16 protein-coding genes and 1 pseudogene are annotated in these 19,766 nt (G+C 69.0%); 9 read left to right on the top strand and 8 right to left on the bottom strand.

Going from position 1 to position 19,766, the window contains the following annotated elements; genetic code table 11:
• Nucleotides 1–330, top strand: a 330-nt coding sequence (locus tag ACIPEK_RS39960; RefSeq protein WP_402006931.1) for a hypothetical protein, incomplete at its 5' end; no start/stop codon positions are given.
• 1,080 nt (nt 331–1,410) lie between these two features.
• On the opposite strand, the gene ACIPEK_RS39955 is transcribed toward ACIPEK_RS39960, so the two are convergent.
• From ACIPEK_RS39955 to ACIPEK_RS39945, 3 genes are read right to left on the bottom strand one after another with little or no spacing between them, the layout of a single operon-like run.
• On the bottom strand, nt 1,411–1,584 hold the full coding sequence (locus tag ACIPEK_RS39955; RefSeq protein WP_402006928.1) for a hypothetical protein: 174 nt from the start codon (nt 1,582–1,584) through the stop codon (nt 1,411–1,413).
• Nucleotides 1,585–1,593: 9 nt separating this feature from the next.
• Nucleotides 1,594–2,142, bottom strand: a complete 549-nt coding sequence (locus tag ACIPEK_RS39950; RefSeq protein ID WP_402006925.1) for a flavoprotein — start codon at nt 2,140–2,142, stop codon at nt 1,594–1,596.
• Nucleotides 2,139–2,315 carry a hypothetical protein gene (locus tag ACIPEK_RS39945; protein ID WP_402006922.1) on the bottom strand — a complete coding sequence of 59 codons (177 nt, stop codon included), beginning with the start codon at nt 2,313–2,315 and terminating at the stop codon, nt 2,139–2,141. The genes ACIPEK_RS39950 and ACIPEK_RS39945 overlap by 4 nt, the downstream gene beginning before the upstream one ends.
• A 1,007-nt stretch (nt 2,316–3,322) precedes the next feature.
• Here ACIPEK_RS39945 and ACIPEK_RS39940 point away from each other — a divergent pair.
• From ACIPEK_RS39940 to ACIPEK_RS39920, 5 genes are all read left to right on the top strand, one after another.
• Nucleotides 3,323–3,763 carry a DUF6278 family protein gene (locus ACIPEK_RS39940; protein WP_402006919.1) on the top strand — a complete coding sequence of 147 codons (441 nt, stop codon included), beginning with the start codon at nt 3,323–3,325 and terminating at the stop codon, nt 3,761–3,763.
• Nucleotides 3,764–3,886: 123 nt separating this feature from the next.
• On the top strand, nt 3,887–4,630 hold the full coding sequence (locus ACIPEK_RS39935; protein ID WP_383076704.1) for an amino acid ABC transporter ATP-binding protein: 744 nt from the start codon (nt 3,887–3,889) through the stop codon (nt 4,628–4,630).
• Nucleotides 4,631–4,644: 14 nt separating this feature from the next.
• Nucleotides 4,645–5,556 carry a glutamate ABC transporter substrate-binding protein gene (locus ACIPEK_RS39930; RefSeq protein ID WP_402006916.1) on the top strand — a complete coding sequence of 304 codons (912 nt, stop codon included), beginning with the start codon at nt 4,645–4,647 and terminating at the stop codon, nt 5,554–5,556.
• 17 nt (nt 5,557–5,573) lie between these two features.
• Complete coding sequence (locus ACIPEK_RS39925; RefSeq protein ID WP_402006913.1) at nt 5,574–6,218, top strand: amino acid ABC transporter permease; 645 nt, start codon at nt 5,574–5,576, stop codon at nt 6,216–6,218.
• On the top strand, nt 6,215–7,087 hold the full coding sequence (locus tag ACIPEK_RS39920; protein ID WP_402006910.1) for an amino acid ABC transporter permease: 873 nt from the start codon (nt 6,215–6,217) through the stop codon (nt 7,085–7,087). The genes ACIPEK_RS39925 and ACIPEK_RS39920 overlap by 4 nt, the downstream gene beginning before the upstream one ends.
• Nucleotides 7,088–7,146: 59 nt before the next feature.
• Here the strand turns inward: ACIPEK_RS39920 and ACIPEK_RS39915 are convergent.
• The 4 genes and pseudogenes from ACIPEK_RS39915 to ACIPEK_RS39900 form a co-directional block, all read right to left on the bottom strand.
• Nucleotides 7,147–7,941: pseudogene (locus ACIPEK_RS39915) on the bottom strand (CocE/NonD family hydrolase C-terminal non-catalytic domain-containing protein); the annotation flags it as partial.
• Nucleotides 7,942–8,235: 294 nt separating this feature from the next.
• Entirely contained in the window at nt 8,236–8,994 is a 759-nt protein-coding gene (locus ACIPEK_RS39910) for a thioesterase II family protein (protein WP_402006907.1), read from the bottom strand.
• A gap of 194 nt (nt 8,995–9,188) precedes the next feature.
• Nucleotides 9,189–11,738, bottom strand: a complete 2,550-nt coding sequence (locus ACIPEK_RS39905) for an FtsX-like permease family protein (protein WP_402006904.1) — start codon at nt 11,736–11,738, stop codon at nt 9,189–9,191.
• Nucleotides 11,738–12,541, bottom strand: coding sequence for an ABC transporter ATP-binding protein (locus tag ACIPEK_RS39900; RefSeq protein WP_402006901.1), 804 nt, complete (start codon nt 12,539–12,541; stop codon nt 11,738–11,740). Before ACIPEK_RS39900 ends, ACIPEK_RS39905 begins: the two co-directional genes overlap by 1 nt.
• 301 nt (nt 12,542–12,842) lie before the next feature.
• On the opposite strand from ACIPEK_RS39900, the gene ACIPEK_RS39895 reads away from it, so the two are divergent.
• The 3 genes from ACIPEK_RS39895 to ACIPEK_RS39885 are packed head-to-tail and all read left to right on the top strand — an operon-like array spanning nt 12,843 to nt 16,452.
• Entirely contained in the window at nt 12,843–14,132 is a 1,290-nt protein-coding gene (locus ACIPEK_RS39895) for a sensor histidine kinase (RefSeq protein WP_402006898.1), read from the top strand.
• Nucleotides 14,120–14,767, top strand: coding sequence for a response regulator transcription factor (locus ACIPEK_RS39890; RefSeq protein WP_266430959.1), 648 nt, complete (start codon nt 14,120–14,122; stop codon nt 14,765–14,767). Before ACIPEK_RS39895 ends, ACIPEK_RS39890 begins: the two co-directional genes overlap by 13 nt.
• Nucleotides 14,768–14,805: 38 nt before the next feature.
• Nucleotides 14,806–16,452, top strand: coding sequence for an MFS transporter (locus ACIPEK_RS39885; RefSeq protein ID WP_402006895.1), 1,647 nt, complete (start codon nt 14,806–14,808; stop codon nt 16,450–16,452).
• A gap of 66 nt (nt 16,453–16,518) precedes the next feature.
• Here the strand turns inward: ACIPEK_RS39885 and ACIPEK_RS39880 are convergent.
• Nucleotides 16,519–19,766: SDR family NAD(P)-dependent oxidoreductase (locus ACIPEK_RS39880; RefSeq protein WP_402006892.1), on the bottom strand; the 3,248-nt coding region annotated here is incomplete at its 5' end.

Here is a 19,766-nt window from a genome sequence, read left to right as displayed (position 1 = left end):
CTGCTGCTCGGCTTCTCGCTCCTCGCCCCGCTGCTGCTCGGCTTCTCGCTCCTCGCCCCGCTGCTGCTCGGCTTCTCGCTCCTCGCCCCGCTGCTGCTCGGCTTCTCGCTCCTCGCCCCGCTGCTGCGATCGCTTCGTCGATCCGACCCAGCCACATGGCGTACCAGGTCCGCAGGGTGCGGAGGCGTGGCAGATCAGGCGGAGGGTCGTACATTTGTTCGAGTCTCTCGCCGTGCCGGCTGCGCGGAAGCCGATGAGCGGAGCCGCATGAACGCCGCCGGCCCGCTGCGGGCCCTCGGCGTAGCGCGGCCGGCGTATGCCCCGCCGTAGACTTATCAGGGAGCTTGAGCCTTGCCAGATGTCCAGTTCAGGCGGGCCCCGCGAGATTGGTGCCGCCAAGGTCGGCGGGATTGTGGTTTCCCAGGGCTCCGGCCATCGCGGGCTCTCTCCAATGAGCGGAAGCCTCTGCCTCGCTCTGTGAGCGGTGGAATCCCCTCCGGAAGGACGTGGGCCAGATGAGCCACCCTGTGAGCCAGGTGCCCATCAGTGACATCACAGTGGCCGCCTCGGCTGTGCGCTGGATTTTCCCCGTCGGCATAGCAGTGGTCGTAGTCGCTGTTCTGCTTGGCCTCCTCTGGTGGGACACGCGCCGTCGGTCTGGGGTGCGACAGCAGGGACCACGGGCCGAACCTTCTTCCCGAAGCGACGAAAACTTGAGGGCTGCAGATGATTTCGGGGAAGGTCTCAGCCCGTATGAGCTCAACCGGCCCTCTTCGCCAAGGGACGCACGCAAGGATGACGACGGTGGGGCTTTTGGCAGTGGAGGACCTGGCGGCTGACGGGGCGGCGACATCGGCGGTACTTGCCGGGATCATCGCGCGGTCAAGATCTACTTTCGTAGTGAACAGAGCCACAGAAGGGGCTGACTGATACCGCCCTGACTGTCGACGGCGCCTGGAACACTGGCCTCGGCCCCGCTGCGTCCCCCGCCGGCGGGGCCACCTGCTGCCCTGCCCGGTTGTCATACCGGCCCAGTACCGTGGATTCATCACATTCGCGCCTATGGCTGGGCGCAGCTACGAGACCGCCCCGCCCGGAACAGCGCCCGGGTGGGGCGGACGTGCATCGGCTGTCGCCGTCAGGCTCCGGATGCAGGACGGCCTTCTTCACGGCCATCTCCAGCTCGAACCGGCTCACCCCGGCCGCTTCAGCGTGCGCGGTCACCGCGGCCTGGAACTTCGCCGCAGCCTCCCGCCACGGCGCCCACGCCTCCTCCGTGTACGGCTCGGCGAGGGCCTTGCGCTGCTCCTCCGCGGCGGAACGTCCCAGCATGAGCAGATCTTCAGGGATATCGATTGCCACGGCCGGTTCGTAAACGGCGCCACTGACAATCGACCGGAGCCGCGTAGGTCAGGCCGCTGTGACGACGTCAGCTTGGACTGCGGCTTCCCACTCCACCAGCAGCCGCTGATACTCCGCCTCACCCTCTGGCGACAGCGGGCCGGCCGCCCACAGCGCGCGGATGTCCGCGTTCACTGCGGCGGGGGAGTGCATAGGGGTGGCAGGCGAAGGGGTGATCGGCATGAGAGAAGGCTACGAGGTGGGACTGACAATCGAGCCGACCGTGTCGAGGGCGAGATGCCAGGGGTAGGCCTGCGGGTTGCCCTGCTTCGGAGGGTGCGACTCGTACCCGTCCGGCCCGTCGAGGAAGACCACGCCTTGGCTGCGGAGGTCAGCGATGCTGCGGACCACGGCCGGCTGGGCGCCCTGTGCCTGATTGAAGTAAGGCATGGCCAGCGCGGGCACGCCCATGTGTACACCCTCGGAGACGAGCCCGATTGCGAGCGTGTCCGAGATGCCGCCGCCCCACTTGTTCAGGCTGGTGCAGCTGAGCGGCGCGAACAGCATCGCGTCGGCCTTTGGCAGCGTGTCTTTCTCCCAGGGGAGCTTGTACCGAGACCGCACCGGGTGCCCGGTCAACTTCTCCAGCTCGCCCATTCGCGGCTCCCACCAGGTCGCAGCGGCCGGCGTCAGGATCAGGCAGGTGTCCCAGCCGCGGGCCTGCGCCTGCCGGACACCCGAGTCGATGTACTGGGTCGGGCCGGCCGCGCAGGCGATGAGGTAGAGAACTCGCTTCGTCATGCGGGGAGTCCACATCGCGCGGCCAGGCGGCGCAAGTCTCCGCCGGGAGCCGGGGTCGCCCCGACCGCGTCGGCGACGAGGCCGACCGTGGACTGCCGGCCGACGACCTCTTCCGGGGCCAGGCGCGCCGCCTCGATCAGCGACTCGGCGGCGGTCTCCTTCCGCCGTGTCAAGAGCTGAGCGCGTGCGCTGGTTCCCGCAGTCCTGCTCGGACGCCGCCGCCTGCGCCGTCCGAGAAGCCGAGCAAGCGCTATGACGGCCTTGGCCGATGGCCCAGCCTCCCGGCCGCTCCCCGATCCGAAGACGCTGACATGGGACCAGTCCGCCGGCCGCGCCTGCATCTGGTGCAAGAAACCCCTCACCACTGGCGCGGTCAGTGCCGGAATCATCCGCGACCGGCTCGGCGCCCACAACCTCGACACTGAGGTCTGGGCCGGACCTTGCTGCCAGGGCGAGCGGCCGTAAAGTGGGCTGCTCATCGCCGAGGAGCGTAGCGACCGTGGTATCGAGAGCCTCGGGTCGAGGCCCCGGCGATGCGCCATAGGTGGCTGATTCGAGTGTCGTTTTGGGCGCCCTCGACGCGCTCGATCGTATCGCGGTGGGGGGCTCGGTCCGATGGGTGAGCTGCTCCTGGGCGAGGGTTTGGTGCATGCCCCGGTCGCGGATGCGGTGGTCGAGGGCGCGGCGGTGTTCGAGGATCCAGGGCGGCAGGCACTTGACAAAAACTGTGACCTGCAAGGCCACACGCCAGTAGCTAATTTCCGGCATTTTTTGATCACGAATGATCGCTGCACTTGCCGGAGGGCGGGCTGGAACAGCCCTGCTCCTCCTGGCATGTGCGGCAGGGCTACCGATACTGTCGTAGATTCGAATGTTTGTTCACTCGCATGGGCGGCGAACGAGAAACGATCTCCATCGTTGGTCGCATTGCCGGTCTCGGGTCGCTGTCCACACCCCCCAAGGTGCAGCGACCCGGGGCCGGTTTTGTGTCATGGTGGGCTGACGTTCGCACTTCGCTCAGTTGACGCGATGGGAGCCCGGTGGGGGTCGAGTGGGAGATGATCATGGTGAATGTGAGCGAACTGACGCCAACTGGAGCTGGCTACTCGACGCCGTCTGTGTGTGATGCTCCCCAGGCCAGGCCTGTATTCAGCGGCAACGCATCAAAGGGGAATCGATCATGAACATCCCTTTCTTGGACAACTGGCGTAAGCGTCACGACGGTACGCGAGGGGCGGGGCTCGCGGCCGCCGTCGCGGCTGATCCTGAGGGCGTGGCCGAGCTCCTCGCCGAGTGCGAGCTGCTGCGTGTCCGGGCGGGGCAGCGGGGGCTCGAACTCGATGACAGTCCGGCCTCGTTGGCGGCTCTCGACCAGTTGCCGCCGCGCTGGCGCGACGATCCCGAGGAGCTGCCCTGGCTGGGCAACGACGCGGGGCTGTACCTGGGCACGGTTCTGGTGCGTAATGTCCCCGGTGCGGTCTGGAACATCTGGCCGAGCGGACAGCCCGTGGTGCGGCTCGCCTCGGGGCGGGAGATCGATGTGGTCGAGGCCGGACTGGACTGGGCGATCGCGGGCAGCCCCGAGCTCTCGCAGGTGTACTCGGAGTCGGCCGAGGGGTAGAACTTTCACCAAAATCAAATAAGACGCCTTATGCCCCATTTTTGCGTGTCGGAGGCGAAGCCCCATTTCGCGCTGGATAGTTTGCGCTGACCTCGACATAGCGACAAGTGGGTGGGGCAGCGTATGGCCGTCGATCCGTTGATCGAGCTGCGGGACGTCAACAAGTTCTACGGGCAGTTGCACGTATTGCGGGACATCAATCTCACCGTCGGCCGCGGGGAGGTGGTGGTGATCATCGGCCCCTCCGGCTCCGGTAAATCAACGCTCTGCCGGACCATCAACCGGCTGGAGACGATCGAGTCGGGTCACATCGCGATCGACGGCAGACCTCTTCCCGAGGAGGGCAAGGGGCTGGCCCAGCTCCGGGCCGAAGTGGGCATGGTCTTCCAGTCGTTCAACCTGTTCGCGCACAAGACCGTGCTGGCCAATGTCTCGCTCGCCCAGCTCAAGGTCCGCAAGCGGAAGAAGGACGACGCCGACCGGCGCTCCCGGGAACTGCTGGAGCGGGTCGGACTCGCCTCGCAGGCCGAGAAGTTCCCCGCCCAGCTCTCCGGGGGCCAGCAGCAGCGAGTGGCCATCGCCCGCGCCCTCGCCATGGACCCCAAGGCACTGCTCTTCGACGAGCCCACCTCCGCACTCGACCCGGAGATGATCAACGAGGTGCTGGAGGTCATGCAGCAGCTCGCCCGGGACGGCATGACCATGGTCGTCGTCACGCACGAGATGGGCTTCGCCCGCTCCGCCGCCAACCGCGTGGTCTTCATGGCCGACGGCCGCATTGTCGAGGACCGCACTCCCGAGGCGTTCTTCACCGCTCCCGAGAGTGACCGCGCCAAGGACTTCCTGTCCAAGATCCTCAAGCACTGACGGGGAGCTCCGTGTTGCGTACGAGAAGAGTTCTGGCAGCCTGCGCCGGTCTCCTGCTGACCGTGCTTGCCGCCGGTTGCGGCAAGGAGGGCAGCCCGCCGGTGAAGGGCCCGAAGCCCGAGCAGCTGCCCGTGTACAAGGTCGACACCAGCTTCCGGCTGCCCGAATCACCGACCTGGAAGAAGGCGAAGAAGCGCGGATACCTCCGGGTCGGGGCCAAGGAGGACCAGCCCTACCTGGGCGAGAAGGACCCGGCCACCGGCATCTACTCCGGCTTCGATATCGAGATCGCCAGGATGATGTCGGCCTCACTCGGCTTCGACCCGAAGACGATCCGCTTCAAGACCATTGCCTCCGCCAACCGCGAGACGGCGCTTCAGAACGGCCAGATCGACTACTACGTCGGCACCTACACCATCAACGCCATGCGCAAGAAGCTCGTCGGCTTCGCCGGGCCCTACTTCATGGCCGGGCAGTCGCTGCTCGTCCGCACCGACGAACACGACATCAACGGCCCTCAGGACCTGGCCGGCAGGACGGTCTGCTCGGCGGCCGGATCGACCCCGTACCAGCGCATCGCCGCCGACTACCCGAAGGCGATCCTGGTCGGCTACGACACGTACTCGATCTGCGTCGACAACCTGCTGACGTACCAGGTCGACGCCGTCACCACCGACGACGCGATCCTGCTGGGCTTCGCCGCCAAGGCGCCCAAGGAGCTGAAGGTGGTGGGCAAGCCGTTCTCCGAGGAGCCGTACGGCATCGGCGTCCCGCGCAGCGACAACGCGCTGCGGTTCGCCCTCAACGACGCCCTGGAGGCGAACGAGAGGAACGGCAACTGGAAGAGGGCGTTCGAGGCCACGCTCGGTCTGTCCGGGGTGCCCGCGCCGACTCCGCCGCCCATCGACCGCTACCCGGCGACCTGAGAGGGCGGGCATCGACCATGGACGTACTCACACAGAATTTCTCGCTCTACGGCAAGGGCTTCCTCGGCACGGTCGAGCTGACCGTCTACTCCTCGATCCTGGCCCTGCTCCTCGGCTTTTTCATGGCCTCCTGCCGGGTGGCTCCCGTCGGCTCGCTCCGGGTGCTCGGCACGGCCTGGGTGACGGTGCTGCGCAACACCCCACTGACGCTGCTCTTCTTCGCCGTCCTGCTCGGACTGCCGCGCTTCGGCCTGGTGCTTCCCTTCAAGGTCTTCGCAGTCCTCGCGCTCGGCTGCTACACCTCCGCGTTCATCTGCGAGGTGCTGCGCTCCGGCATCAACACCGTGCCGACGGGGCAGGGCGAGGCGGCCCGCAGTCTCGGTATGACGTTCGGCCAGACGCTGAACAACATCGTGCTGCCGCAGGCGTTCCGTTCGGTGATCCCGCCGATCGGCTCGACGCTGATCGCCCTCGCCAAGAACTCGGCGATCGCCGGCGCCTTCAGCGTCACCGAGCTGCTCGGCACCTACAAGACCCTCAACGAGCTGGGTTACAGCATCATCTGGACCTTCGTCTGGATCGCCGTCGGCTACCTGATCATCACCCTGTCCATCAGTGCGCTCTTCAACGTGCTGGAGAAGCGCTGGGGAGTCGCCCGATGACCACTCACACCGTGCCGTCTCCCACCGCGCTCTACGACATCCCGGGCCCGGTGACTCGTAAACGCCACCGCTTGTACGGGATCGTCTCGACGGCCCTGATCCTCGCCCTGGTCGGCTGGATCATCTATCTGCTCTTCGACACCGAACAGTTCACCAGCGCCAAATGGACGCCCTTCGAGTACAAGGGCATTCAGGAGCTGCTGCTGCGCGGACTGGGCAACACACTCAAGGCGTTCGCGTACGCCGCGGTGCTCTCCCTCGTGCTCGGGGCGGTGCTCGCCGTCGGCCGGCTCTCCGTCCATCGGCTCGTGCGCTGGGTCTCGACGCTGCTGGTCGAGTTCTTCCGGGCCATGCCCGTTCTGGTGATGATCTTTTTCATCTTCGTGGCGCTGAAGGTGCAGCCGCTGCCCGCGCTGGTCACCGGTCTGACCCTGTACAACGGCTCGGTGCTCGCCGAGGTGTTCCGTACCGGGATCAATTCGGTGGAGCGCGGCCAGCGCGAGGCCGCGTACGCCCTGGGGATGCGCAAGACGCAGGTCACCACGTTCGTACTGGCCCCGCAGGCGGTGCGTGCCATGCTGCCCACGATCATCAGCCAGCTGGTGGTGGCGCTGAAGGACACATCGCTCGGCTATCTGATCACCTATGAGGAATTCCTCCACGCGGGCAAGCTCATCGCGTCCAACCTCGACTACGATCTTCCCTTCATCCCTGTGGTGATGGTGATCTCGCCGATCTATATCGGGATGTGCATGCTGCTCTCCTGGTTCGCGACCTGGGTGGCCAAGCGGGAGCGGCGCAATCCGAAGACGCAGGCCGTGGAGGTCGCACCGGCCGAACCAGGAACGCTGCTGCCGGGAGTGCAGTAGCCGGGACCCGCTGCGAAGCGGTCCCCGAGGGGCAGTGCCCGCCCGGCAGCAGCCGGTGATCACTTCTCGCGCAAGGGAACGGACACGTACGACGGGTCCGCCCGGTGCGAGGAGAAGGTCAGCTGTGAGCCGGCCGGGTTGTGCTCGATGTACAGCGGGTCGACGGTGTCGATCACCAGGGCGAGTCGGTGACCGGCCGGGACGTCGTAGGCGGTGGAGAACAGCTCCAGGTCTACGGGGAACGGCCGGTCCGGCGTCTGCCCGTGGAAGGTGTAGGGGGCGTTGCTGACCAGCTTGCCGAGGCCGAGCGGCCCTTCGTCGTAGAGATAAGCGACGAAGGTGCCGCTCTCCTTGTTGCTGGTCAGTGTGGTGTGGAGCCTGGCCGTGCCCCGGATGCGCTGTTTCGACGCGTACTTCTCGGACTGCCAGACGCCTGCGAAGGTACGGGGCAGCAGCGGGATCGAGGCGAGCGGCGGCAGCTTCACGAACTGGTCGAGGGCGTTGGACAGCATGATGATGCCGCCGTTGGCGCCCGAGTCGATATTCGCGTAGGTCTTCTTCGTGCCGCAGAGCGCGATCCGTTCCTTCGCGGCGCCGACCGACGGCCAGTCCGGATAGCCCTCGTAGCCGCCGCCGTTGCGGGACTTGAGCTGGACAGGCGGCTCCTGGTCGATGCCGTTGCGCTCACCCTTGAGGTAGCGGCCGAACCAGCGGTGGGCGTCGGTCCAGGTGTCGTTGGGCAGGACGAGCAGTCCGGTGGCCTCGGCGGTGGCGTGGTCGCCGGGGCGGAACTCCAGGCGCTTGGGGCCGGTGAGTTTGTCGTAGAACGAGGCGTACTGGTTGGGAGGGAAGATCTAACGCTTGATCATATGTGCAGGTCAGCGCCATGATGTCGAGATCCAGGTCAGCAAGTAGTCAGCATCGGTCCCGCATGGGCCTGGCGGGGGCCGACCCGGTGCCTCCCGACCTATACCGGAAGGCACCGTTCATGGCCCGACAGCTCGCCCGAGGCATGGGTACATTCTTCAAGCCTTGCGACTGTGCGCGACCTACTCGCTGTCCCCACACCTACCCCTTCAGTTGTAGTTCGCTGATCAGGCTTGTCGGACCAGTCCAGCAGATCCCAACGTGGCGGAGTTTCGCCGGTATCAGCTGCTCAGGGACGCGATGTTCTCCCGTACCGCCTCAGTCACGGCCGCAGCATGGGAGTTGAGGTAGAAGTGCCCGCCGGAGAAGGTCCGTAGTTCGAACGGCGCGGTCGTGCGCTCGGCCCAGTCACGGGTCTCGTCGAGCGTCGCCATGGGGTCGTTGTCCCCGAGCAGCGCGAGAACCGGGCACGGCAGGGACGGACCCGGCTGGTAGCGGTACGTCTCCACGGCCTCGTAGTCCGCACGGATCACCGGCAGGAACAGGGCTCGCAGCTCGGGGTCCTGGAACATCCGCACGTCGCTGCCGCCCAGCCGCTCCATCTCGGCCACGATCCCCTGGTCGTCCCGCTTGTGCACGTCTTCGTGCCGCACGCTGGTCGGCGAACGGCGGCCGGAAACGACGACGGAGAGCGGGGCGGCGCCGTCACCCGCGAGCCGCCGCGCCACCTCGAAGGCGACCAGTGCGCCCATGCTGTGGCCGAGCAGCGTCAACGGCCGGTCCGCCCAGGGGCGCAGCGCCGTCGTGGCGTGCCGCGCCAGCTCGTCGACGGAGCGCAGCAGAGGCTCGGTCCTGCGGTTCTGCCGGCCCGGGTACTGGACTGCCAGCACGTCGATACCTGGCGACAGCGCGGCCGAGACAGGGTGAAAATAACTTGCCGCGCCGCCCGCGTACGGAAAGCAGACGAGCCGGTTCTTGGCGTCCGGAGCCGGGTGGAAGCGCTGGATCCAATCGCTCTTTTCCTGCACGCTGCTCGTCAACTCACTTGCCCCTCATACGTGTGTCGTCTACCGGTGAAGGCTCTCACCGGACGCGTGTCCGGCCTACCCCTAACCACCCCCACCTAGGGGTGGGAAAAGGTGAGGCCCCACCGCCTGTAAGGCGGTGGGGCCCGGCCGGAGAGTCTTACGGGGGATGGACTTCCGGCCCTTCGCTTTGGTTTTCAGGGGCTTCCCTACGCGGCGGTCGCCGCTTCCACCGGTCGGATCCTGGTGGCCCGCCAGGTGGGCAGCAGGGTCGCCGTGAAGGTGATCACCACCGCGCCGGTCACGACCGCGAGGTAGATCCACACCGGTACGGACGGGACCACCCGGTCCAGCTTGGCGACGCTGTAGGGGAAGAGCGTGACCGCGGCGGCGACCGTGCCGAGCAGCACACCGACGACGGCGGTCAGCACGCTCTCCACGCTCATCATCGTCATGATCTGCCGCCGCGTGAAGCCGGTCAGCTGCTGGAGGCCGAACTCCCGGCGACGCCGGCCGGTGGCCGCGATCAGCGTGTTCACCACCGAGATGGCGGTGTATCCGACGATCATGCCGACCACCAGGTAGTTGATGGTGGCCAGTTGCTGCTGGCCCTCGGTGCGCCCGGCGACCAGCGCGGCACTGTCGGTCACCTTGACCCCCGGCTGGTCCTTGACCAGCGCGGACAGTGCCGCGGTCACCTCGGTGGAGTCGCCTCCGGCGGCGTGGCGCACCAGGATCTGGCTCGCCGCCCCGTCGGTGGTGTGGGCGGCCAGCAGTTGGGCGGGCAGCAGCAGTGCTGCTGCGTCGCCCTCCGCCTGGTAGGTTGCAGCCACCTTCACCTTGACCGGAGTGCCGTCCCCGAGCCGCAGGGTGAGGGAGTCACCGACACCGCGCCCGAGGGAAGCGGCGTGCTCGACGGGCAGCGCGACGCTGTTCCCGCGCAGGCCGGCGAACGAACCGGCCGCGGCCTGCACCGAGAGGTTCTTGGCGTCGCTGACACCCTGGAGCGGCCAGCCGTCGCTGGTCTGCTCGGCGTCCTCGGGGCTCTGCACGAACCCGGTACTGGTCACGTAGTCGGAGGCGGCGCCGACTCCCTGTACCTGCCGCACCCGGTCCAGGGTGCCGGGGGCCAGGCCACCGGTCTCGGACGTCAGCACGTCGTCCGCCCGCAGGATCCCGGTGTGCGCGGAGCGGTTGGAGGCGTCCTCGATCTGCTGCATGTACAGCGTGCCGGTGGCGATGCCGGTCAGCAGGATGATCGGCGTGATGGTGGCGGCCATCCGGATCGTATGGGCCCGGGAGTTGAGCACCGCGAGCTGCCCCGGCAGTCCCGTGAGGGCACGCAGCGGGCCCTGGAGCAGCGCCACGATGGCCTTGGTGAAGCCGGGGGCGAGCAGCGCCAGGCCGATCGCCCACATGATGCAGGCCGGTCCCGCGGTACTGGCCGTCAGGTCGCCCTTCATCATGGTCATGGTCATCACGGCCATGGCGGCGCCGCCGACGAGGAAGAGCACGGACAGGACGACCCGGGTACGGGTCAGCCAGCGCCCCTCGATCGAGCTCTCCGCCAGCGCCTCGGTGGCCCGGGTCTTGGCGATCTTCCGGGCGGTGATGTACGCGGCACCGACGCCGGCCAGCAGCGAGGCGCCCACAGCCACCAGGGCCGGCACCACGCCGAGGTGGAACTCGACGGCCCCGGAGACCATTCCGGCGGAGACCAGCTTGTCGAAGATGAGCTCGCTGAGCAGCGCGCCGGGCAGGCAGCCCAGCACCGAGGCGACGGTCGCGACGACCAGCGTCTCGCCAAGGATCATGCGGCGCAGCTGCCGCGGGGTGGTGCCGATCGCCTTCATCAGGGCCATCTCGCGGTGCCGCTGCTGAATGGTCAGCCCCAGCGTGGAGGACGCCCCGAACATGGCGACCAGGATCGCCCAGCCGCCGAAGATCGCGGACAGCGTGACGAGGCTCTTCTGGCTGCTCGCGGCCTGCGGGAACTCGGCGAGCCCCCGGTTCTCGCCGGTCAGCGTGACGGCCGCCTTGCCGTTCAGGGCGTGCTCGATCCTGCTGCCGAGCTCGGCGGTGTCGGTGCCCGGCTTGGGCAGCACACCGATCGCGTCCGCCGTGCCGGCCCGGCCGCTCAGCGCGCCGGCCTGCTCGTCGGTGAAGAACACCGCGGGCTGCGAAGCCGTACGGCCGCCTGCCTGCTTGACGATTCCGGCCAGCCGGAACTCCTGGGGCCGTCCGGCGGCCACGATCCGGACCCGGTCGCCGACGGAGGCGCCCGCCTGCCCGGCCAGCCCGGCGTCCAGCACCACATCACCGGCCGCACCGGGCCGGGTTCCCGAAGTGAGGGAGTAAGGGGCCAGTTGAGCCGAGTCCCAGCCGTGGCCGAGCGGGCGGTGCTCAGTGCTGGTGGCAGTGTCGGACAGGTCGGTCACCGGGCGGCCGTCACGTACGACCGCCACCGGGAAGGACACGTCGGCGATGGCCTTGGCGACACCGGGCACCGCGGCGACGGCGTGTACCTGCGCCGCGTCGAGCCGGACCCGCTCGGACAGTTGGGCATCGTCGTACTTCTGGTCGCCGGCCACCACGAGGGGAGCCGCGGCCAGCCGCTGGGGCGGCACCGCGTCGCGGACGCCGCTCTCCATGAGACCGCCGCAGGCCATGATGAGGGCCGCGCCGAAGAACATGGCGATGAAGGTGGCCACGAATCCGCCCTTGCGGAACCGCAGCGTGCGCAGAGCCAGGGACAACATCAGTACGTGCCTCCGGCCGCGTTCGGCACCTGCTGGCCGTAGGCCACGGGCTCTTCGTCGGCCCAGGCGCCCAGGCGAGTCATCCGCTCGGCGACCGCCTCGGCCGTCGGGTTGTAGATGTCGCCCACGAACCGGCCGTCGGCGAGGAACACCACCCGGTCCGCGTACGAGGCGGCCACGGGGTCGTGGGTGACCATCACGATGGTCTGCCCCAGCGACCGTACGGACTCCTGCATCAGCCGCAGCACCTCACGGGCGGTGCGGGTGTCCAGCGCACCGGTCGGCTCGTCGGCGAAGACCACCGCGGGCCGGGTGACCAGCGCGCGGGCGATCGCCACGCGCTGCTGCTGGCCGCCGGACAGTTCGGCGGGACGGCTTCCGGTACGATCGCCGAGCCCCACACGATTGATCACCTTGGTCACTTGGGCCCGGTCGGGGCGCCGGCCGGCGAGTTTCAGCGGAAGCGTGACGTTCTGCAGCACCGAAAGGGCGGGCAGCAGATTGAAGGCCTGGAAAATGAAGCCGATGCGCTCGCGCCGCATCTTGGTCAGCGTCGTCTCGTCGTAGCCACTGAGATCTTCGCCGTCCAGCAGGACGGTGCCGGAAGTCGGCCGGTCCAGCCCCGCCGCGCAGTGCAGGAAGGTGCTCTTGCCCGAACCCGACGGGCCCATCACGGCGGTGAAGCTGCCGCGCTGGAAACTCAGGCTGACGCCGTCGAGCGCGGTCACGGCATTGGCGCCCTCGCCATAGACCTTGCGAACGGCGTCGAGCCGTACTGTGTCGTCGACTGCGGTGGTGTCCATTCAAAGCTCCCAGTGCCTGTCGCGAGGGGGACGCGATCACGACAACCACGCTACGGACGGGAAGAGCGACGACCGATGGGTCTGTGTCCACAAGGGGGGTAGAGGAAAGTCCACCCCTGGCCTGGGCCCTTCCCCACTACTCCACCAGGGTTCATGCGCGATCCTTGAAACGCCGTGACACTGGGCACGGTCGCGTGAGACCGCCCGGTCACCGCCCGCACGTGTTGCATCATGAGCCCGTGGGGATCACGATCGCCCGGACAGGACCTGAACGCTTCCGGGGCACAGGAGGTTGGAGCACTTGAACAAGATTTGGGCCGCACGATTACCGGCATCGTCCCGCGGCCTGGCGCATCGGCTGCACTGGTGCGCACGGGGCCTGGCGGTCGCCGTGCTCTCCCAGATCGGCAGCCTCGTCCTGTTCACCGCCATGGCCGTCACTCTCGCCTCACTGGTCGTCGGAGTGGGCTTCCTCGTCCTCCCAGTCGTCATGATCGCGGTACGCGGTCTGGCCAACTTCCACCGGCGGACGGCCGAAGAATGGTCCGGCGTGCCCATCGAAACGCCCTACCGCCCCACCGACTCGAACGATCCCTACGACACCGCCGGGTCGGTCACGCACTGCCGCCAGTTGCTGTCCGACCCTGCCACCTGGCGGGACTTCCTGTGGACGCTGCTCGACACACCCGTCGGGCTGGTCCTGGGACTGCTGCCCGCCTCGTTCGTCGCCTACGGCCTCAACGGCATGTTCGTCACCCCCCTCCTCTGGGAGAGCATGGGACCGCACTGGGGCTTCGGAGCGATCTGGTTCATCACCGACCAGACCGAGGCCAACCTCGCCATCCCACAGGGCATGCTGTTCGTGGTCCTCGGCCTGCTGATCTCACCATCACTGGCACGGCTGCACATCCGCTTCAACCGGCTGCTGCTGTCCCCCACCCGTAACGCCAGGCTCACCCTGCGGGTGGAGCGGCTGACCGAGACGCGCTCGGAGACCGTGGAGTCCCAGGCGGCCGAACTCCGCAGGATCGAGAGGGACCTGCACGACGGCGCGCAGGCCCGACTGGTGTCCCTCGGCATGAGCCTGGGGCTCGCCGACACCCTGCTGGAGAGCAACCCCGCCATGGTGCGCAAACTCCTGGCCGACGCTGTGGAATCCAGCAGCCAGGCACTGACTGAACTGCGGGACCTGGTACGTGGCATCCACCCGCCCGTACTTGCCGAGCGCGGACTCGACGGTGCCGTAAGGGCGTTGGCGGTGAGCCTGGCCGTACCCGTCGAAGTACAGATCGACCTCCCCTCCCGGCCCCAGTTGCCGGTCGAGTCGGCCGTGTACTTCGTGATCGCCGAGGCACTCACCAACATCACCAAGCACAGCGGCGCGGGCCGCGCGAGCGTGCGCCTCTGGTACGCCGGCGGGAAACTCCGGGCCCAGGTCGGCGACGACGGACGCGGCGGAGCGGACGCCGAGGGCGGCAGCGGCCTGCGCGGCCTGCAACGCCGACTCGCGGCCTTCGACGGAGAACTCGGCATCAGCAGCCCGACCGGCGGACCGACCCTAGTGACGATGGAGCTTCCGTGCGCGTTGTGATCGCCGAGGACCTGGCCCTGCTGAGGGAGGGACTGGTACAACTGCTCACAGTCCACGACTTCGAAGTGGTCGAAGCGGTGGACAACGGCCCCGCCGTGCTGCGGGCCCTGCTCCAGCACCGGCCCGACGTGGCCATCGTCGACGTACGACTGCCACCGACCTTCACCGACGAAGGCCTGCACGCCGCCGTGCAGGCCCGCACGCAGGTGCCGGGGCTGCCCATCCTGGTGCTCTCCCAGCACGTCGAGCAGATGTACGCGCGCGAGCTGCTGTCCGACCAGAACGGGGGCGTGGGCTATCTGCTCAAGGACCGCGTCTTCGACGTGCGCCGCTTCGTCGACATGGTCCGTCAGGTGGCCGCGGGCGGAACCGTCATGGATCCCAAAGTGGTCTCCGAGCTGCTGATCAAGCACGACACCGAGACCAGCCCGGTACACGCCCTGACCGAGCGGGAACGCGAAGTGCTCGGGCTGATGGCCGAAGGACGGTCCAACGCGGCGGTCGCCGCCAAGATGTTCGTCTCCGAGAAAGCAGTCAGCAAACACACCAACAGCATCTTCACGAAGCTGGGCCTCACCGCGTCGGGAGACGACAACCGGCGTGTATTGGCAGTACTCGCCTACCTCAACGCGTAGGCGCAGAACCGGGCAGCGAAGCAGGAGCGGAACACGCCATGAGCAACGCAGACACAGCGGCGATACAGCCGACCAGGAGGGCCGGGCGGAAGCAGTGGACAGGACTCGCCGTCCTCATCCTCCCCGTCCTGCTGGTCTCCCTCGACATGCAAGTGCTGTCCTACGCACTGCCGTTCATCAGCGCCGAGCTGGGCCCGAGCAGCGCGGAACTCCTCTGGATCGTCAACATCTACCCGTTCGTCCTCGCCGGGCTGCTCCTGACGATGGGCTCGTTCGGCGACCGGATCGGCCGCAGACGGCTCCTGATGATCGGCGCGGTCGTCTTCGGACTGGCCTCGGTGGTGGCCTGCCTCGCGACAGGACCGGCCATGCTCATCGCGACCCGCGCCCTGATGGGGCTCGGCGGCGCCACCCTGATGCCGTCCACCCTGTCCCTCATCCGCAACATGTTCAGCGACGACGGGCAGCGTCGCATCGCTATCGCCGTGTGGACCGGCGCGTTCGCCGCCGGCGCCATCCTCGGCCCGCTCCTGGGCGGCGTACTCCTCGAACACTTCTGGTGGGGATCGGTCTTCCTGGTCAACCTGCCCGTCATGGCGCTGCTGCTCATCCTCGCGCCGCCGCTGCTCCCGGAGTCCAAAGCCGAGAAGCCCGGCAGATTCGACCTGTTCAGCGCCGCGCTGTCACTGGCCGCGGTACTGCCCGCCGTCTACGGCATCCAGAAGATGGCCGAGGACGGAGTGAGCGCGGTACCCGTCGTCGTCTTCCTCGTGGGTCTCGGCATCGGCTGGTACTTTCTGAGGCGCCAGCGCGGCCTGGCCGAACCCCTGCTGGATGTACGGCTGTTCCGCGACCAGGCGTTCAGCGCGTCCGTCGCGACCAGCGTGCTCGCGATCTTCTCCCTCGTCGGGTCCGGCCTCTTCACCTCCCAGTACCTGCAAATAGTACTCGGGTTCGGGCCGTTGCAGGCGGGGCTCTGGGCGCTGCCCGCCGCGGGTGCCGCCCTGGTCAGCTCCGCGACGGCTCCGCTGCTGGTGCGGTTCGTACGACCCGGGTTGGTCGTGACCGGCGGCCTGGTGGTCGCCGCCGCCGGGTACGGCGTGCTCTCCCAGCTCCACGCGAGCTCCGGTGTCGGAGTGCTCGCCCTCGGCACGGTGATCATGGCGGCCGGCATCACGCTGGTCATGACGACCACGTCCGACCTGGTCATCGCCACGGCGCCGGCCGACCGCGCCGGATCGGTCTCCGGACTGTCCCAGACCGCCACGGAGTTCGGTGGCGCCTTCGGCGTCGCCATCCTGGGCAGCATCGGGACCGCCGTGTACCGGCACGACGTGGCCCGGGAGGCTCCGGCCGGTCTGCCGCGCGACGCGGTCGGTTCCGCGAAGGACACCCTGGGCGGCGCGGTGGAGACTGCGCAGCACCTGCCGTCCCGTACCGGTGAGGAGCTGCTCGACGTCGCACGGGAAGCCTTCGCGCACGGGCTGCGCGTCGCCTCCTGGACCGCGGTCGGCCTGCTCCTCGCGATGGCTGTGACCTCACTGATCCTGCTGCGGCACACGCGGGCGGGGGCTCCTGAGACGGCGGCGGAGGTCCCCGGGGCGGCGGGTGTTCCCGAAGCGAGGGTGGGCGAGGACGGTGCGCGTGAAGGTGGTGCGTCTTCGAGGGTGCCCGGCCGCGGCTGAACAAAGGTGAGGGCCGGCCCCAGCCGACGACTGGGGGCCGGCCCTCACCATGTGCCTGACGTGTGGTCAGTCGGTCTCCAGCTCACTGTCGAGCATGTCGAACAGCTCATCGGCGGAGACCGACTCCAACGCCGCCCGGTCGTCGGCCGGCGTCTGCCGGCCCTCCGGCCCGGAGACCTCGCCCCACTGCGCCGTCAGCGCCCGCAGCCGCGCCGCGACCCTGGCGTGCTCGGCCTCGTCCGGTGCGGCGCCGCTCATGGCGGCTTCCAGGCGGGCGAGTTCCGCCTCCAGCGACGGACCCTGGGCGGCACCGTCGTCGACCAGTTCGGCCCGCAAATGCCGGGCCGCGGCCAGCGGAGTCGGGTGGTCGTAGATCAGCGTGGACGGCAGCCGGAGCCCACTGGCACTGCCGAGCCGGTTGCGCAGCTCCAGAGCCGTCAGCGAGTCGAAGCCCAGCTCCACGAACCCGCGCAGCGGATCAACTGCCTGGCCCCGTGTGTGACCGAGCACCTCGGCCGTGTGACTGCGCACCAGGTGCAGCAGCGTCCGCTCCTGCTCCTCGGCCGACAGCGACGCCAACTGGCCCACCAGAAGGGCGCCTTGTGACTCGGCCGCCGCTTCGCCGCCGTTGTCCACGGCCCGGCGGGAGGGGGCCCGTACCAGTGCGCGCAGCATCGCCGGTACGCCGTCGGTGCCGCTGCCGGTACGGGCGCGGGCGATGTCCAGAGCCATCGGCAGCAGTACCGGCCGCCCGGACGTGCCCCGAGCGAGCGCGGCGTCGAACTGGGCCAGGCCCTCGTCCGCCGCGAGCGCCCGCATGCCGGAGCGCGCCATCCGGCGCAGATCGGCGTCGGCGAGCTGGTCGCCCATCCCCGTCTCCGCGTTCCACAAACCCCAGGCCAGCGAGAGCCCGGTGAGCCCCTGCGCCCGCCGGTGCTGGACCAGCGCGTCCAGGAAGACGTTCGCGGCCGCGTAGTTGGCCTGCCCGGCCGCGCCGAGCGTGCCCGCCGCGGAGGAGAAGAGCACGAACGCCGCCAGCTCCGCGTCCGCCGTCAGCCGGTGAAGATTGAGCGCCGCGTCCACCTTGGGGCGCAGTACCGTCTCGAACCGCTCGGGTGTCACCGAGGCCAGCGTCGCGTCGTCCAGTACACCGGCGGCATGCACGACGCCGGTCAGCGGACGTGTGGCCGGAATGCGCGCGAGGACCGCGGACAGTTCGTCCTCGTCCGCCGCGTCACAGGCCACGATGTCGACGCTCGCGCCGAGGTCGGCCAGTTGGGCGGCGAGCTTGTCGGCCCCCTCGGCCGCCGGACCGCGGCGGCTGAGCAGCAACAGGTGGCGTACCCCGTGTGCCGTCACGAGATGACGGGCGAGGGTACTGCCCAGGCCGCCCGTGCCTCCGGTGACCAATACGGTCCCGTCGGCGTCGAGTTTGCTGCTCGCGCGGTCGGTACGGTCCGCACCGGTGGCAACCCGTACGAGCCGGGGGACGAGCGCGGCAGCGCCACGCAGGGCGACCTCCGGCTCCCCGATCGACACGGCTGCCGACAGCGCCTTCCGTGACTCCGGCGTACCGTCCACATCCACCAGCGCCACCCGACCCGGGTGCTCCTCGCGCACCGCGCGCACCAGGCCCCAGACCGCCGAGCCTGCCAGGTCGAGCACGTCCTCGGCCTCCTCGCCTGGACAGGACGCGGCGACGGCGCGCCGGGTGACGACGACGATCCGGGACGAGGCGAACCGTTTGTCCGTAAGCCACCGCTGGAGCAGAATCAGCGCCCGGCCGGTGGCGGTGCGTACCGCTGCGGACGACGCGGCGCCGGTATCGGGCTCGTCGTCGCAGTGGACCAGTACGTCGGCCGGTATTTCGGCCGGCAGGAGCGCCTCGGCACCCGCCAGCCACTCGGCCGCTCCGGGGTACGCGCCGGCCGGACGGATCGTGAGGACGTCCGCGCTCCCGACGGCCGGTGCGGGCAGCGGAGCCGGCAGCCAGTCCACGCCGTACAGCGGCTGATGGCCACCATGCGGGCCGCTGCTGAAGATGAGCAGCTGTTCCGTGCTGAGGGCGCGCAGCACAAGGGACTGTACGGAAGCGACCGGCTCGCCCTGCGGGTCGGCTGCGACGACGGACAGCGTGTTGGCGGCGGTACGGGTGATCCGCACCCGCAGCCGTGTCGCGCCGGACGCGTGGAGAGTCACGCCCTGCCAGGCGAAGGGGAGCAGCATGCCCGACTGCTCGGTTTCGTCGTCGTGGGCGTCGGCGTCGGCGTTGCCCAGGTCGGCGGCGTGGAGTGCGGCGTCGAGGAGGGCGGGGTGCAGCCCGAACGCGCCCACATCGCCGTGGGCCTCTTCGGGGAGGGCGACTTCGGCGTAGACGGCGTTGTCGTGGCGCCAGGCGGCTTCGAGGCCCTGGAAGACGGGGCCGTAGTGGTAGCCCTGGGTGGCGAGGTCTTCGTAGGTGTGGTGCAGGGGGATGGGCCGGGCGCCGACCGGCGGCCAGGTGGTGAGGGCGGAGTCGGCGTCGGGCGTGGGGGATTGGGCGGTGAGAGTGCCTTCCGCGTGCTGGGTCCAGGCCGCGTCCGCGGACTGGGGGCGTGAGTGGATGGTGAGGGTGCGGCGGTCGGACGCGTCAGGGGGCCCGACTGTGATCTGGAGCTGGAGAGCCTGCTCCGGGGCGAGAACGAACGGTGCCTGGAGGGTGAGCTCTTCGAGGTGGGGGGTGCCGGTGTGGTCACCGGCGTGGATGGCCAGCTCGACGAGCGCGGTGCCGGGCAGGAGTACGGTGCCCATGATGCTGTGGTCGGCCAGCCAGGGGTGGGTCTGGAGTGAGATGCGTCCGGTGAGGATGGATTCGTCGGTGCCGGCGCGGTGGAGTACGGCGCCGAGCAGGGGGTGACGGGCTGAGGCCTGGCCGAGGGTGGTGACGTCGCCGGCGCCCGGGGCCGGCTCCAGCCAGTAGCGTCGGCGTTGGAAGGGGTAGGTGGGGAGGTCGACGTGCCGGGCGGTTCCTGTGGTGTGCAGGGCCGGCCAGTGGACGGTGTGCCCACTGGTCCAGAGGCGGGCCAGCGCTGTGAGGGTCTCGGCCTCCTCGGGGCGGTTGCGGCGCAGGAGCGGGACGAACACGGCTGTGGTGTCGTCGGGGAGGGCGTCGGGGGCCATGGCGGTGAGGACCGCGTCGGGGCCGATCTCGAGGTAGGTGGTGATGCCTTCGGTGGCCAGGGCGCGTATGGCGTCGTTGAAGCGGACGGCTTCGCGGACGTGGGTCACCCAGTAGTCGGGGGACGTGAGCTCACCCGGTGTGGCGGTGCGTCCGG

Origin of the sequence: Streptomyces sp. NPDC088246 (genome assembly GCF_044741025.1) — a bacterium.
Taxonomy (GTDB): Bacteria; Actinomycetota; Actinomycetes; order Streptomycetales; family Streptomycetaceae; genus Streptomyces.
The sequence above is the reverse complement of the archived record's forward strand: the minus strand, read 5'-3'. Positions and strand labels throughout refer to the sequence as shown.